The 13,648-nt window shown below is 67.8% G+C and carries 12 protein-coding genes; 4 read left to right on the top strand and 8 right to left on the bottom strand.

What is annotated here, in order from left to right; all coding sequences use genetic code 11:
* Positions 1-66: 66 nt before the first annotated feature.
* The 3 genes from VLK61_RS17855 to VLK61_RS17845 form a co-directional block, all read right to left on the bottom strand.
* Positions 67-1,482: a DUF1501 domain-containing protein gene (locus VLK61_RS17855; protein ID WP_325422967.1), complete on the bottom strand. Its 1,416-nt coding sequence runs from the start codon at positions 1,480-1,482 to the stop codon at positions 67-69.
* Positions 1,482-3,593, bottom strand: a complete 2,112-nt coding sequence (locus tag VLK61_RS17850) for a DUF1800 family protein (RefSeq protein WP_325422966.1) — start codon at positions 3,591-3,593, stop codon at positions 1,482-1,484. Before VLK61_RS17850 ends, VLK61_RS17855 begins: the two co-directional genes overlap by 1 nt.
* Before the next feature lie 185 nt (positions 3,594-3,778).
* Positions 3,779-4,687, bottom strand: coding sequence for a LysR family transcriptional regulator (locus VLK61_RS17845; RefSeq protein WP_325422965.1), 909 nt, complete (start codon positions 4,685-4,687; stop codon positions 3,779-3,781).
* A gap of 160 nt (positions 4,688-4,847) precedes the next feature.
* Here VLK61_RS17845 and VLK61_RS17840 point away from each other — a divergent pair, with 160 nt between their 5' ends.
* Genes VLK61_RS17840 through VLK61_RS17825 form a run of 4 tightly spaced genes read left to right on the top strand, consistent with a single transcriptional unit; the run spans position 4,848 to position 8,641 of the window.
* Positions 4,848-5,780 (top strand): dihydrodipicolinate synthase family protein, encoded by a 933-nt coding sequence (locus tag VLK61_RS17840; RefSeq protein WP_325422964.1) that lies wholly within the window; start codon positions 4,848-4,850, stop codon positions 5,778-5,780.
* 11 nt (positions 5,781-5,791) lie between these two features.
* Positions 5,792-6,769 (top strand): Bug family tripartite tricarboxylate transporter substrate binding protein, encoded by a 978-nt coding sequence (locus VLK61_RS17835; protein ID WP_325422963.1) that lies wholly within the window; start codon positions 5,792-5,794, stop codon positions 6,767-6,769.
* Entirely contained in the window at positions 6,759-7,454 is a 696-nt protein-coding gene (locus VLK61_RS17830; RefSeq protein ID WP_414636827.1) for an SDR family NAD(P)-dependent oxidoreductase, read from the top strand. Before VLK61_RS17835 ends, VLK61_RS17830 begins: the two co-directional genes overlap by 11 nt.
* 20 nt (positions 7,455-7,474) lie before the next feature.
* Positions 7,475-8,641, top strand: coding sequence for a mandelate racemase/muconate lactonizing enzyme family protein (locus VLK61_RS17825; protein WP_325422962.1), 1,167 nt, complete (start codon positions 7,475-7,477; stop codon positions 8,639-8,641).
* Positions 8,642-8,698: 57 nt separating this feature from the next.
* On the opposite strand, the gene VLK61_RS17820 is transcribed toward VLK61_RS17825, so the two are convergent.
* The 5 genes from VLK61_RS17820 to VLK61_RS17800 form a co-directional block, all read right to left on the bottom strand.
* Complete coding sequence (locus VLK61_RS17820) at positions 8,699-9,166, bottom strand: PIN domain-containing protein (RefSeq protein ID WP_325422961.1); 468 nt, start codon at positions 9,164-9,166, stop codon at positions 8,699-8,701.
* A gap of 11 nt (positions 9,167-9,177) precedes the next feature.
* Entirely contained in the window at positions 9,178-9,522 is a 345-nt protein-coding gene (locus tag VLK61_RS17815; RefSeq protein WP_325422960.1) for a hypothetical protein, read from the bottom strand.
* An 83-nt stretch (positions 9,523-9,605) separates the two neighbouring features.
* A complete protein-coding gene (recJ, locus tag VLK61_RS17810) occupies positions 9,606-11,330 on the bottom strand; it encodes a single-stranded-DNA-specific exonuclease RecJ (RefSeq protein WP_325422959.1) in 1,725 nt (574 codons plus the stop codon).
* 10 nt (positions 11,331-11,340) lie between these two features.
* A complete protein-coding gene (locus VLK61_RS17805; protein ID WP_325422958.1) occupies positions 11,341-12,276 on the bottom strand; it encodes a hypothetical protein in 936 nt (311 codons plus the stop codon).
* A 69-nt stretch (positions 12,277-12,345) separates the two neighbouring features.
* Entirely contained in the window at positions 12,346-13,626 is a 1,281-nt protein-coding gene (locus VLK61_RS17800) for a branched-chain amino acid ABC transporter substrate-binding protein (protein WP_414636826.1), read from the bottom strand.
* Between the last annotated feature and the right edge of the window lie 22 nt (positions 13,627-13,648).

Raw genomic sequence — 13,648 nt, 5'->3', positions numbered from 1 at the left:
CTGATTGGCGAGAGCGGCGATCAGCAGGCCGCGCCGAGAGTTCGGGAAGTTCATTCCCGCGGGACTCTAGACGAAGCCGAGCGGCGCCGCCGGAAAGGCCCCCAGGTTCGGCAGCACCATCGCCTGCTCGACAGGTGACAGCCCCATCCAGCCGCCCAGCGTGGCGGCGAGTTGCGTGACGCCGGTGCTCGGCAGCAAACGCCCCGAGCCCACCTCGTCGGCCGTGCCCAGCGCCGTGACCGGCAGGCGGCCATAGATCTCGCGCCCGCGCACCGCGCCGCCGGCGACGAAGTGGTGCGAGCCCCAGCCGTGATCGCTGCCGTCGCCATTGCTGGTGAGCGTGCGGCCAAAGTCCGATGCGGTGAACAGCATCACGTTGTTCATCAGGCCGATGGACTGCAGCGCCGTCATGAAGTAGCCAATGGATTGCGCCACCTTGGCCATCAGCAGCGGCTGGTCGCGCATCTGGTTGGCATGGGTGTCGAAGCCGCCCATGTTGACCATGAACACCTGGCGCCGCAGGCCCAGCGTCTGGCCGGCGCCGACCAGCTGCGCCACCATGCGCAGCTGCTTGGCGACACTCTCATTGCTGAGCGTGATCGTCGCGCCGCTGGGCAAGGTGATTGGCGTGGTCGGCAAGGCCGGCACCGCCACGCCGGCCAGCGCGGACTGCAGCGCGGCCGAGGTGTCCAGCGAGCGCTGCATCACCCGCGTGTATTCGCTCTGCATCACGTGGCTGCCGCCGCGTGCCAGCGTGCGGCGCAAGGGCGTGGCCACCGTGCTGGAGCCCAGTGTCCAGCTGTCGGTCAGCGCCTTCACCAGCACCGGGCCTTCGGTGCCGACCTGGTACTGCGTGACGGCGTTGCCGGACAGGAACACCGCGTTGCCGCTGGTCGAGATGGCGGTGAACACCGGGTTGGCGTTGGCCGACATCAGGATGTCGCCCATGCGGCCGCCCCAGCCCGAGCGTGCGCCTTCGGGCGACAGCGATTGCCAGACCGATTGCTGGTCGTTGTGCGAGAACAGCTTGCTCGGCAGGCCGATGCCGGCGCTGTACTCGGCCTTGCTCACCGGCCGCTCCAATGTACCGATATTGGCGATGATCGCCGCGCGGCCGGCTTCGTAGAGGTCGCGCAAGGGCTGCAACTCCATCGGCATGCCGAAGCGCCGGCCCGTGCCCTGGGTGCTGCTGGTGATGGGCTGCAGCTGCGCGGCGTTCCAGGTGAGCTCGCGGCGCACCGCCGCGTACTGCGCGTATTCGGTGCTCTCGATCGGCACGACCCAGTTGTGGCCGTCGCTGCCGCCGGCGAAGAACAGGCAGACCAGCGCGCGATAGCCGTTGGAGACATCGGCCGCGTGGGCCGACTGCGCGGACAGCGCGGACAGGCCGGCCAGGCTCATGGCCAGCGGCGCGGCACGCAGGCCCGTGCTGGCGCCCAGCGCCGCGGCGGCGTGCAAAAAGTGTCGACGGGAGGTGTTCATCAGCGTTGCACCAAATATTCCGGGGAGGCCAGCGCCATGAACAGCGCAATGCGGGCACGGTAGCTCTGGCTGTTGGCATCGGTGCCGCCGACACCGCCGATCGCGTCGAGCAGGTCGAACTTCAGCTCCGCCGACATGGTGCCGGCGAAGAGCAGCAGGTTCAGGTGCTCGATCAACGCGTTGGCGTCGCCGGTGTTGATCAGCGCGATCGGCGTCGTCATCGGCGAGACCATGTCCTGCGTCGTGCCGGTCCAGCCGATGCCGCTGCCGGCCATCGACCTCGCCAGGTTGACCCAGGCCGCGGTGGTCGATTCATTGACGATCTGGAACTCCGGCGCGGTGCTGCCGCTGGTGGCCATCGCCGTGCCGGCCGGGATGTAGCCCGGGCGGAAGTAGCTGAACACCGAGACAGGCGCCAGCTGGCGCTGGCTCAAGGAGTCCAGGTCGCCGGTCATCATGTACTCGCCGCTGACCGAGGTGGCGCCGAAGGAGCGCAGCCAATGCGCCAGGCGCAGCACCGGTTCACGCAGCTTGCCGTTGGGACTTGTGGCGACAGGCACGGCGCGCGCCTCGCTGTCGAGCAGGATGGCACGCACCACCGCGCCCAAGTCGCCACGCACGCCGCGGCCGTTGTTGTTGAAGACAGCCGCCACGCGGCCGATATAGGCCGGGCTCGGGTTGCTGGTGACCAGGTGCTGGATCAGCTGGCGACCGATGAACGGGCCGACGTTCGGGTGGTTGAACAGCGTGTCCAGCGCCACGCGCAGGTCGGCGTCGGCACTGCCGCCGGCGGCGATCGTCACCGCCCACGCCTTGCCGGCAAACAGCTTCTTCTCGGCGGTGGAGTGCTGGCCGGGGTAAGCCTTCATCGGCTGCAGGTCGATGCGGCGGTCCTTGGCCGTGCTGTAGTCCGGGCTGCCCCAGCGGAAGTTGTCGTGGGTCAGCTCGTTGTCCGGGAAGCCCCAGGACCAGCCGGTGAAGACCTTGGCCAGTGCCATCACGTCGGCATTGCCATAGGTCTCGATGGGTTTGCCGTCGGCGCCCAGCTGCGGCGTGCCGTCGGTTTTCAGCTCATGCAGGCCGATCGTGAACAGCTGCATCAGCTCCCGCGCGAAGTTCTCGTCCGGCAGGCGGCCGGTGGCCGGGTCTTCCTTGGCATTGCGCATGTGCGACAGGTACATGCCCATCACCGGGCTCAAGGCGATGTCCTGCAGCAGGTTGCGGTAGTTGCCCAGCGCGTGCTTGTTCAGCGTGTCCAGGTAGTGGGCGAAGGGGCGCGTGTGGTAGTAGAGGTTGGAGTCGGCAGTGGAGACCACCAGGATCTCGTGCAGCGCAAAGGCCACGCGCTTGCGCAACTGGTCGGGGCTGGTGGCGGCGGTGGCCCAGAAGCGCTGCGCCGGCCAGTTGCTGGTGTACTTGCTGCCCTTGGGCCGGTAGGTGTCGCCGAGCGCGAACTTGCTCTCGACATAAGGCACGAAAGACGCGGCATAAGGCAGCGCGATCTGCTGATCGACCCAGGCCGCGTTGGTGGTGGCGGCCAGCGCATCGATCTCGGCGACGGTGGGGCCGAAGCTGGCTTGCTGCAGCAGGCGCGCGGCGTCCAGCTTGCGCGGCGTCAGCGTCACGGTGGAAGCGGCCGGCCAGCTCAGGCGCAGCGCGCCGCCCCAGTACATGTCGCCCTGGCCGGCGATGACATCGATGCCGTCGAAGGCCTTGCTGCCGGCGCCGCGGTCGTACTTCGTTCCGGGTGTGTTCGGCAGCAGTGTGGTACTGCCGTTCTTCAGGTAGGCCAGGTAGAGGTTGCGGTCGGCGCCGCCGCCGGCGCCGTCGTTGGTGAAGACCACGTCCACCTTGGCGCTGGGCTGCAGTGCGGCGACCGTGAAGTTGTAGTCGGTGAGCGTGGTGGCCTTGACCTCGACCGATTTGAGTAGCGCGCCATTGACGTACACCGCCATGATCGGGCCGGTGTTGTTGTAGAGGCTGCCGCGTGCACGCACGGTGAGCGTGCTGCTGGTCTGCGCCGCCGCCTGGGCGGTGCACAAGCTGATCGCCAGGGCCGCCAGGGCGGCGATCGAAGGGCGTGTTCGGGTCGTGAGGGCTTCAGCTGTCATGGCGTTCCGCAAGTGGCGCGCCGTGACTATCCCCTAAAGTGAGGGGGTCGTGAATGCAAGAACTGTTGCTGCGGGCATGCCGAGGTGACCAGCGGAATCACTGGGGCATTGCGTGAGCTTGTTCCTTGGTGGGGGACGGGACGATCACGTAGTCACGGGGCGGTGACAAGCGGGTCAGGGCGCGATCAGTGTGCCGCAGCCTGGGTCGCCGCCTGCCAGAAGGCCTCGGCCGCCGCTGGCGCCGCTTGCACACTGCGGAACAGCCGGATGTCCACCTGCATCTGCCAATCGGTACCGCCGGCTTCGACCAGCAGGCCGGCCGCGCGCTCCTGCTCGATCAGCCGCGCCGGCAGCCAGGCCACGCCGCGGCCGTCCAGCGCCATGGTCTTCAGCACCGAGGCCAGGTGCGCGGTGAACACCGGCTCGGCATGCAGCTTCTCGATGGCCGCGCCGCGCAAGGCCCGCACCACGCGGCCGATGCCCGATTCCGCGCTGTAGGCCAGAATCGGCACGCGGGTCTTGCTGCTGCTGGTCAAGGCATAACGCGGCCGGCCCTGCTTGTCCGGCACCGACACCGGCAGCAGCACCTCGCTGCCGACGCGGATCGACCGATAGCTCTCCGGCGCCAGCCGCCCGGGCACCTGCGCATGCCAGTGGCACAGCAGGAACTGCACGCGGCCTTGCAGCATCAGCGCTTCGCAGTGCTGCAGCACGTCGGACACCAGCTGGATCGGCCCGACCGTGGTGCGCGCCTCCAGGCTGCGCAGCCATTCGGGCAGGAAGGTGAAGGACAGCGCATGGGTCGACGCGAAGCGCAGCGTGGCCGAGCTGGCATCGGCCACCGCGCGGGCTTCATCGGGCACGCGCGCGACCCGGCCGAGGATCTCTTGCGCGACGCTTCGAAACCAGTCGCCGGTGTCTGTCAGCGTGGCCGGGTGGCTGCTGCGGTCGAACAGCACCACGCCCAGCCATTCTTCCAGCGCGCGGATGCGACGGCTGAAAGCCGGCTGCGTCATGTGGCGGTCTTCGGCCGCGCGCGAAAAGTTGCCGCTGGCGGCCAGTGCCAGGAAGTCTTCGAGCCAGGACAGGTTCATCGTCGGTGCTTTGAAAGCATGGAAGCAGAGAAAAGCAGCATTGGCCAATTGGCGCGGGGATGCCGATCATTGCCTCACCTGCGCAACGGCTGCGCCAGCCCGACTCGAAAGAGCAGCGGGGCTGGCGGCCGCAGCGGCATTGTTCACCAAGGAGACAGCTGTGCCCACGATCCAGAACTACCGCGGCATCATCCCCGCCATTGCCTGCCCGTTCACCCGCGACCACAAGATCGACGAAGTGGCGCTGCGGCGCCTGGCCTCGTGGCTGGCCAGGCAGCCGGGTGTCGTCGCGGTGATGACCAACGGCCACACCGGCGAGGTGTTTTCATTGACGCCGCGCGAACGAACCGAGGTCACGCGCATCGTCGCCGACGAGTTGAAGGGCCGGCTGCCGGTGATCTCGTCGATCGTCTGCGAAGGTTTGAGCGATGCCCAGGAACATGCGGCGATGGCCCGCGAGGCCGGCGCGCAGGCGCTGGACGTGATGCCGCCGCACCACTGGCTGCGCTTCGGTTTCCGCCCCGATCATGTGACCGACTACTTCGCCGCGGTGGCCACCGCCGGGCTGGACCTGGTGGCGCATGTCTACCCGTCGTGGACCCGGGCCTCGTATTCATCGGCGACGCTGGCCGAACTGGCCGCGCTGCCCTATGTGCAGGCCTTCAAGGTCGGCCAGCGCGACATGAACCGCTATGCCGCCGACATCAAGGCCATCCGCGCGTCGGATGCATCCAAGGCCATCCTGACCTGCCATGACGAGTACCTGCTGGCGACGATGGTGCAGGGCGTCGATGGTGCGCTGGTCGGCTTTGCGACCTTCATCCCCGGGCTGATCAACGACCTGTGGGAAGCCGTGAAGGCCGGCGACCTGAAGCGGGCGATGAAGGTCCAGGCCTTGATCGACCCGCTGAAGGACGCCGTGTACGGCGGCGGTGAACCGACCGGCGAAGCCCATGCGCGCATGAAGGCGGGCATGTACCTGGCCGGCGTGATCGACGACGCCACCGTGCGCCCGCCGACCGAAGCGCCGAACGAGAAGGAAATGCAGACGCTGCGGGCTGCAGTGGCCAACGCCGACCTGCTCAAGCGCTGAAGGAGGCCACGATGATTCGCCGTTCCTTTCTTCATACCGCCGTCTCCGCAATCGCCGGCGCCGCACTGCTGACGATGGGCGTCAGCGCGTTTGCGCAGACTTACCCGACGCAATCGGTGCGCGTCATCATCCCGTTCCCGCCCGGTGGCACGCTGGACACTGTCGGCCGCATGCTGGCGCAAAAGCTCGGTGAGCAGATGGGCCAGACCTTCGTCGTCGAGAACCGCGCGGGCGGCAACGGCACGATTGGCTCCGACGCGGTGGCCAAGGCGCCGGCCGATGGCTACACGCTGCTGTTCAATGCATCGACCTTCACGATCACGCCGATGACGATGAAGAAGTCGTCCTATGACGTCGTCAAGGACTTCCAGCCGGTGGCGCTGGTGGCCAAGGCGCCGCTGGCGGTGGCGATCAACAAGAACCTGCCGATCACCGACATCAAGAGTCTGATCGCGCACGCCAAGTCCCACCCCGGCAAGCTGAGCTTTGCGATCGGCTCCACCGGATCGGCCGGCCATCTGTCGACCGAAATGCTGCGCCGGGCCAGTGGCATCGAGTACCTGATCGTGCCGTACAAGGGCTCGGCGCCGGCGTATCAAGACCTGATCGGCGGCCAGATCGACGGCTTCATCGACCCCATCCTCGGCTCGGCCTCGTACAGCAAAAGCGGTCTGCTGCGGGTGGTGGCGGTAACGTCCAAAACACGCGTGCCGATGTCGCCCGATGTGCCGACCGTCGGCGAGACTGTGCCGGGCTACGAGTTCTACAGCTGGTACGGCCTGTGGGGCCCGGCCAAGCTGCCGCGCGAGATCACCGAGCGCCTGAACGCCGAGGTCAACAAGGCGCTGGTCGGCGACATGCGCGACAAGCTGGCGCAGCAAGGGCTGCTGCTGACGCCGGGTTCGGTGGAAGACTTCGCGCGTTTCCAGCGCGAGGACATGGCGCTGTCGCAGAAGATCGTCACGGAGGGGAATATCCGTGCTGAATAGGCGCACGGCAGTGGTCACCGGCAGCAGCGCCGGCATCGGCCGCGCCATTGCCGAACACCTGCTGGCCGATGGCTGGCAGGTGTGCGGCCTGGATGTGTCGGCGCCGACCTTTGAACACGCTGCGTTCCGTCCGCTGCAAGTGGATCTGAGCGATGGTGCCGCCACGGAAGCCGCCGCACGAACGCTGACCGAAGTCAGCGCTTTGGTGCATGCAGCCGGCGTGCTGCGTGTCGGCACGCTCGGTACGCTGGTGCATGACGATGCCGCGCTGATGTGGCGCTTGCATGTCGACGCCGCCACACGCCTGGCCGATGTGCTGCTGCCGGCGATGGCCGAGCGTGGCGACGGCAGGGTCGTGTTGATCGGCAGCCGTGTCGCGCAAGGCGTGGCCGGCCGCAGCCAGTACGCGGCGACCAAGGCCGCGCTGCTTGGCCTGGCGCGCAGCTGGGCGGCCGAGGTCGTGGTTTCGGGTGTCACCGTCAACGTCATCTCGCCGGCGGCGACGCAAACGGCGATGCTGGCCGACCCGGCGCGCCGGGCCCAGCCGCCCAAGATGCCGCCGCTGGGCCGCCTGATCCGCCCCGACGAGATCGCCTCGCTGGTGGCCTATCTGTTGAGCCCGGCCGCCGCCGCCATCACCGGCCAGGACATTGCCATCTGCGGCGGCGCTTCGCTGGCCCGCTGACCTCGTTTCGAAAGCGATTCATGAAGATTCTCGACATCCGCGAAATCACGCAGCCGATCAAATCCAACATCCGCAACGCGTACATCGATTTTTCGAAGATGACGCTGAGCCTGGTGGCCGTGGTCACCGATGTGGTCCGCGACGGCAAGCCGGTCATCGGCTACGGTTTCAACTCCAACGGCCGCTATGGCCAGGGCGCGTTGATGCGCGAGCGCTTCATTCCGCGCCTGCTCGAAGCCGACCCGGCCAGCCTGCGCGACGATCAGCGCGACAACCTCGATCCGCACAAGATCTGGGCCACGATGATGAGCAATGAAAAGCCGGGCGGCCATGGCGAGCGCTCGGTGGCGGTGGGCACCATCGACATGGCGGTGTGGGACGCCGTGGCCAAGATCGAAGCCAAACCGCTGTACCAGTTGCTGGCTGAGCGTTACGGCAATGGCCAGCCCAATCGCAAGGTCTTCGTTTACGCCGCCGGCGGTTACTACTGGCCGGGCCAGGGCCTGGAAGGGCTGGAACGCGAAATGCGCAGCTACCTGGACCGCGGCTATGCGGTCGTGAAGAAGAAGATCGGCGGCGCCTCGCTGGCCGAAGACTGTCAGCGCATCGAGGCCGTGCTGCGCCTGCTAGGGCCGGGACAGAAGCTGGCGGTGGATGCCAACGGCCGCTTCGACCTGAAGACTGCTGTCGCGTACGCCAAGGCGCTGTCAGCCTACGACCTGTTCTGGTTTGAGGAGGCCGGTGATCCGCTGGACTACGCGTTGCAGGCCGAACTGGCCCAGCACTACGCCGGACCGATGGCCACCGGCGAGAACCTGTTCTCGATGCAGGACGCGCGCAACCTGATCCGCTACGGCGGCATGCGGCCCGACCGCGACTGGCTGCAGTTCGATTGCGCGCTGAGCTATGGCCTGGTCGAGTACCTGCGCACGCTGGACATGCTGAAGGAAAACGGCTGGTCGGCCTCGCGCTGCGTGCCGCACGGCGGCCACCAGATGTCGCTGGCCATTGCCGCCGGCCTGGGGCTGGGCGGCAACGAGTCGTATCCGGACCTGTTCCAACCGTATGGTGGTTTTCCGGACGGCGTGAAGGTTGATAACAGTTATGTGACGCTGCCAGAGCTGCCCGGCATCGGCTTCGAGGGCAAGGCGGATCTCTATGCCGAGATGAAGGCCCTGGCGAGTTGAGGCCTTGAAGCGCGGTTCACCGGCTGCGCCCGTACCGATCGGCGCTGCTGGTTTTCGTCAACGCGCAGACCTGCGCTGAGCACGTGGTTTTGCGCGAACCGGCGCATCCAGCACGTTGCGCAGCGCCTGACCGCGCAGCGTGCGGTAGACGCCGAAGTCGCGACGGTCCAGCGTCAGGATGTCCAGCGAGCCCAAGGTCTCGGCCAGCCACAGCAGCGAAGCATCGGCCAGGTCCATCGGCAGGTCGGCGTATTTGTCCATGCGGTCTGCCAAGGCCGGCGCGCTGGTGGTGGAGATGTCCACCACCATGAGGCCGCCGGCGCCCACCCAACGCAGGAAGCCGGGCACCAGCCGCTCGGGCACCAGGTGGCAGACCTCGGTGAGCACCGGCCAGGTACTGATCAGTTCACCCTGAAATTCGGCGAGCAGATCACGCACCGGCGCGTGGTGCCGATCGGCCGCGTCCAGCCAGGCGACCAGCGGGCCGGTGTCGATGATCAGGCGAGCGGGAAGCGTCGCGGCCACTGGCGCGCCTATCAGCGTGCCGAGGCACGCTTGCGGGTGGGCGTGGTGGGGGGTGTGGTGGGCTTGGTTGCCCTGGGCGTTGCCGCAGGGGCGTCGTCAGCTGCCTGTTGATGCCGGTTGCGCAGACGCTGTTTCAGGTGTTGCGCATGGTTCTCGCCCAGATCGCCCTCGACGCTGCGAAACGCCCCGATCAGGCCATGCTCGGCTGCCAACGCGGCCGGTGATGGGCGCTGGGCGTTGGCCAGGTATTCGATGGCCGTCTTGAGTGCGGTGGTCTGTGTCAGACCATGGCGTTCGCAGTAGGCGGTGAGCACCGCATCGGTGTGGTCGTCGAGGCGAATCGAGATCGTGCGCATGATCGGCAGCCTTGTAATACGCTGAATAATACAGCGCGAGGGCCGACCGGGCAAACGGACAAACTCGGGCTGCCAGGCCGTGCCTACTCCGCCGCCTCCACCACCATCTGCAGCCGCTGCTGGCCCTGGAATTCGTCCAGGTTCAGCCGGTAGGCCAGGCGCACGCGCTGCGGCAGCGGCTCTGCATGGCCGAACCAGATGGCGTCGCGCAGCTGTCCTTGATGGCGCACGCGCAGCTTCATGTGCTTCTCGCCGACCAGGCGCTGCTGCAGGATCTCGACCTCGTCGCAGAACACCGGCGCTTCGAAGCCCTGGCCCCAGACCTGCGCATCGATGCGGGTGACGGTGTCGATGCAGAAGTACTCGATGGCCAGTGGGCCGTCGGTGGCCACGGTGCGGGTCAGCGCTTCGGGTTGCAGCCAGTCAGCCGCCACCTGCTGCAGCGCGCCGTCGAAGGTCGCGAAGTCGGCCTCGTCGACGGTGCAGCCGGCCGCCATCGCGTGGCCGCCGAATTTCTTCAGCACGCCCGGGTGGCGCTTGCTGACCAGGTCCAGTGCATCGCGCAGGTGGAAGCCGGGAATCGAGCGGCCCGAGCCCTTCAGCAGCCCGTCGCTGCCGCGCGCGAAGACGAAGGTCGGCCGGTGCAGCCGGTCCTTCATGCGGCCGGCGACGATGCCGACCACGCCTTCGTGGAAATCGGCGTCGTAGAGCACCAGCGCCGGCGGCGTGGCGCTGTCGGCATCCGGCATCAGCCGGTCCAGCAGCACGGCGGCCTGGTCGCGCATGCCGGCCTCGACTTCGCGGCGCTCGCGGTTGATCGCATCCAGCTGCGCGGCCAGTTCGGCGGCGCGCGTGGCATCGTCGGTCAGCAGGCATTCGATGCCCAGCGACATGTCCGACAAGCGCCCGGCGGCGTTGATGCGCGGCCCCAAGGCAAAGCCGAAGTCGAAGGCCGAGGCGCGCTGCGCCGAACGCCCGGCGGCCGCGAACAGCGCCGCCACGCCCGGCTGCATGCGGCCGGCGCGGATGCGCTTCAGGCCTTGCGCGACCAGCCGGCGGTTGTTCTCGTCGAGCTTGACCACATCGGCCACCGTGCCCAGCGCCACCAGGTCGAGCAGCGCATCGAGCTTGGGCTGGTTCGTGGCATCGAAGCGGCCGCGCTGGCGCAGCTCGGCCCGCAAGGCCAGCAGCACGTAGAACATCACGCCGACACCGGCCAGTGCCTTGCTGACGAAGCCGCAACCGGGCTGGCTGGGGTTGACGATGACGTTGGCGTCGGGCAGCCGCACACCGTGGGCGCCGGCGGCCGGCAGGTGGTGGTCGGTGATCAGCACCTGCAGGCCCAGCGCGCGGGCATGGGCCACGCCAGCGTCGCTGGCGATGCCGTTGTCCACCGTCACCAGCACATCGGGGCGCAGCGCCATCGCCAGGTCGACGATGGTCGGCGTCAGGCCGTAGCCATGCACCTGGCGGTCGGGCACCACGTGGGTCAGGGCGCTGTTGTCGGCGCCCAGCATCACCAGGCCGCGCAGCGCGACGGCGCAGGCGGTGGCGCCGTCGCAGTCGTAATCGGCGACGATGCAGATGCGCTGCCTGCCGTCGATCGCGTCGGCCAGCAGGCGGGCGGCTTCGGCGCTACCTTTCAAAGTGCTGGGTGGCAGCAGCCGGGCCAGGCCGTCGTCCAGATCGTCGCTATTGCGCACGCCGCGGGCGGCGAACAGCCGGGCCAGCAAGGGATGCACCCCCGCCTGTTCCAGCGCGAAGGCGGCGCGCGGCGGGACGTCGCGGACTTTGAGGGTGGGGATCACGGGGCTTCCGTCACAGGGCTTCCAACAGGGTACTGGCCGCCGGCTGGCGCCAGTGGCCGGACAGGCGTTGCCACAGGCCTTGCGGCTGCGTCTCGAAGGTCTGGGCATGGCGTTCACCGCACAGCACCAGGCGCACCGGGCCGGCTTCGCGCGCCAGCGCGGCGATCGGGCCGGCATCCAGCGCAGCCCAGGCCTCGCGCCAGCCGACCCAGTCTTCGTTCAGTGCCGGGCCACGCAGCCGGTCGTCGACCTGCGGCACGATGCCAGGCATCGGCTGCGCGCGGCCGGTGCCGCTGAGCCAGAACGAGTTCACCGTCGGCAGGCCGGCGGCTTCGCGCGCGTCGTTGATCGGGTGGGTGTACATCAGCATCTGCACCTCGTTCTGGATGCGGCGCAGCAGGCGCACGGCGCGCTGCTCGGTCAACCAGGGGTCGATGTTGCGGCCGATCACGCGGTCGATCGACGCGGTGGCCAGGCCGTCGAACGTGGCATGGGTGGCCAGCCACTGCAGGGGGCTGCGCCAATGCAGCGCGAAGCCTTCGCTGTCGAACAGCGGCCGCACGATGGCCAGCAGCTCACGCGACGCGGCTTCGTCGAGCTGCAGACTGGCCGGGTCGCTCATCGAGACCTGTTCGGTGCCCACATGCAGGTGCACCGGCGTCAGCAGGCCCCAGGCCTGGGCGCCGGTGTTGAGGCCGGCCTCGGTGGCCCGTTGCGCGGCGAAGGGCAGCATGCCGTCGGCAGCGGTCCAGCCCAGCGCCTGGGCCACGGCGCGCTCATGCGGCGGCGACAGGGCGAACTCGTCGCCCTCATCGCGCCGCGTCGGGGTCAAGCGCGCCAGCAGGCGTTCCAGCTGGGGCAAGGGCAGATCGTGCAGCGCGTGGCGCCCGGCATCGGACAGGGCGCCGGCGAACGGCAGGATCAGCGGGGTGGGAGACGAAGGCATGGCGCGCCGCATTATCTGGCCCGCCGGCCGGCAGCGTCGAACGCCGAGGCGGCTGCCCGCGCGGCGCCATCAACCTGCGGCGGGTCGCTTCATCTGGCAGCTGGTGGGCATGCTCGCGACATAGGGGTCCAGTTGCCGGACGGGCGCGAAGGTGTGGCCGGTGTTCTCCACGCTGTAGGCGTACTTCTTGTCGAGCTTTTGCCACCTGCTGACGAACAAGGCTTGCTGCAGCTGATGATCGGAGGCACGCATGCTCACGTCGCCGGCGAAACTTTTGACGCTCAGGCCTTCGAAGGCTTTTGCGACGTGGACCGGATCGGTGAAGTGGCCTGGCGAGGCTGCGCCAGCCGCCTTCTGCACCGATTTGGCCCGGGCGATCGCGGCGCCCAGCAGGTGGATGCCGTTGTAGATCGAGTAGGTGGTGTAGTCCTCGTTGAACTTCTTCTTGAAGTCCGCCGCGATCTGCCCCACTTCGCCGCTGAGATTGGCGTGGCCGTATGAAATCACGTACACCTCGCTGTCAGCGCTCAGCGACAGCGCCGTGGGCACACCCACACCGGTGGCGTAATAGGTGTACATCGGTACCTTGAGGCCTGCATCGCTCAGGGCGCGCACCAGCAGCGACAGATCCGCGCCCCAGTTGCCGGTGACGATGGTGTCGGCGCGCGACTGCCTGATCTTGGCCACGTAGGGCGCGAAGTCCTTGACCTGGCCGATCGGGTGCAGGTCTTCCCCGACGATCCTGACATCGGGCCGCTTTCTCGCAATGCCCTCCTTGAAATGCTTGGCGACCTGATGGCCATGCGCGTAGTTCTGGTTGATCAGGTAGACATTCTTGACCTTCGGTTGATCGGTCATGAATGCCGCCAGCGCCTCCATCTTCATGCTGGTGTCCGCATCCAGCCGGAAGTGCCAGTAGCTGCACATCTCGTTGGTCAATGCCGGGTCCACTGCGGAATGGTTGAGATAGAGCACTTCCTTGCCCGGATTGCGCTCATTGTGTTTGGCCACGGCGTCGGCAATGGCCAGTGCCGCACCGGAGCCGAGCCCCTGGGTCACGTAGCGGAAGCCCTGGTCGATGGCGGCCCGCAAGGTGTTCAGGCTCTCTTGCGGCGAGCCCTTGTTGTCGAACCCGACAATCTCGAACTTCACGCCGGCGGCGTTGCCTGTGCCCGACAGGCGCTCGGCCGTGAACTGCCACTCCTTGAGCTGGTTCAGGCCGACGTTGGCGAAGGGACCCGACAAGGGGTCTATCAGCGCGATGCGAACCACCGGCCCCTGCTGGGCGGCGACGATGAAGGGCACTGCCATGAGAGCGACCATGGTCATCCGTTTCGCGAACAGTTTCATCAGGGTTCCTTGCTTGTTCAAC

This window comes from Aquabacterium sp. (assembly GCF_035476535.1).
Lineage (GTDB): Bacteria > Pseudomonadota > Gammaproteobacteria > Burkholderiales > Burkholderiaceae_C > Pseudaquabacterium.
Note: the sequence above shows the minus strand (reverse complement) of the source record. Positions and strands in the feature narration are given on the sequence as shown.

Bases quoted from the DNA above. Each gene is read 5' to 3' on its own strand.
- VLK61_RS17825 (WP_325422962.1), top strand. From the start codon at position 7,475: ATGAAGATTCTCGACATCCGCGAAATCACGCAGCCGATCAAATCCAAC.
- VLK61_RS17805 (WP_325422958.1), bottom strand. From the start codon at position 12,276: ATGCCTTCGTCTCCCACCCCGCTGATCCTGCCGTTCGCCGGCGCCCTG.
- VLK61_RS17850 (WP_325422966.1), bottom strand. From the start codon at position 3,593: ATGACAGCTGAAGCCCTCACGACCCGAACACGCCCTTCGATCGCCGCC.
- VLK61_RS17815 (WP_325422960.1), bottom strand. From the start codon at position 9,522: ATGCGCACGATCTCGATTCGCCTCGACGACCACACCGATGCGGTGCTC.
- VLK61_RS17800 (WP_414636826.1), bottom strand. From the start codon at position 13,626: ATGAAACTGTTCGCGAAACGGATGACCATGGTCGCTCTCATGGCAGTG.
- VLK61_RS17835 (WP_325422963.1), top strand. From the start codon at position 5,792: ATGATTCGCCGTTCCTTTCTTCATACCGCCGTCTCCGCAATCGCCGGC.
- VLK61_RS17855 (WP_325422967.1), bottom strand. From the start codon at position 1,482: ATGAACACCTCCCGTCGACACTTTTTGCACGCCGCCGCGGCGCTGGGC.
- VLK61_RS17845 (WP_325422965.1), bottom strand. From the start codon at position 4,687: ATGAACCTGTCCTGGCTCGAAGACTTCCTGGCACTGGCCGCCAGCGGC.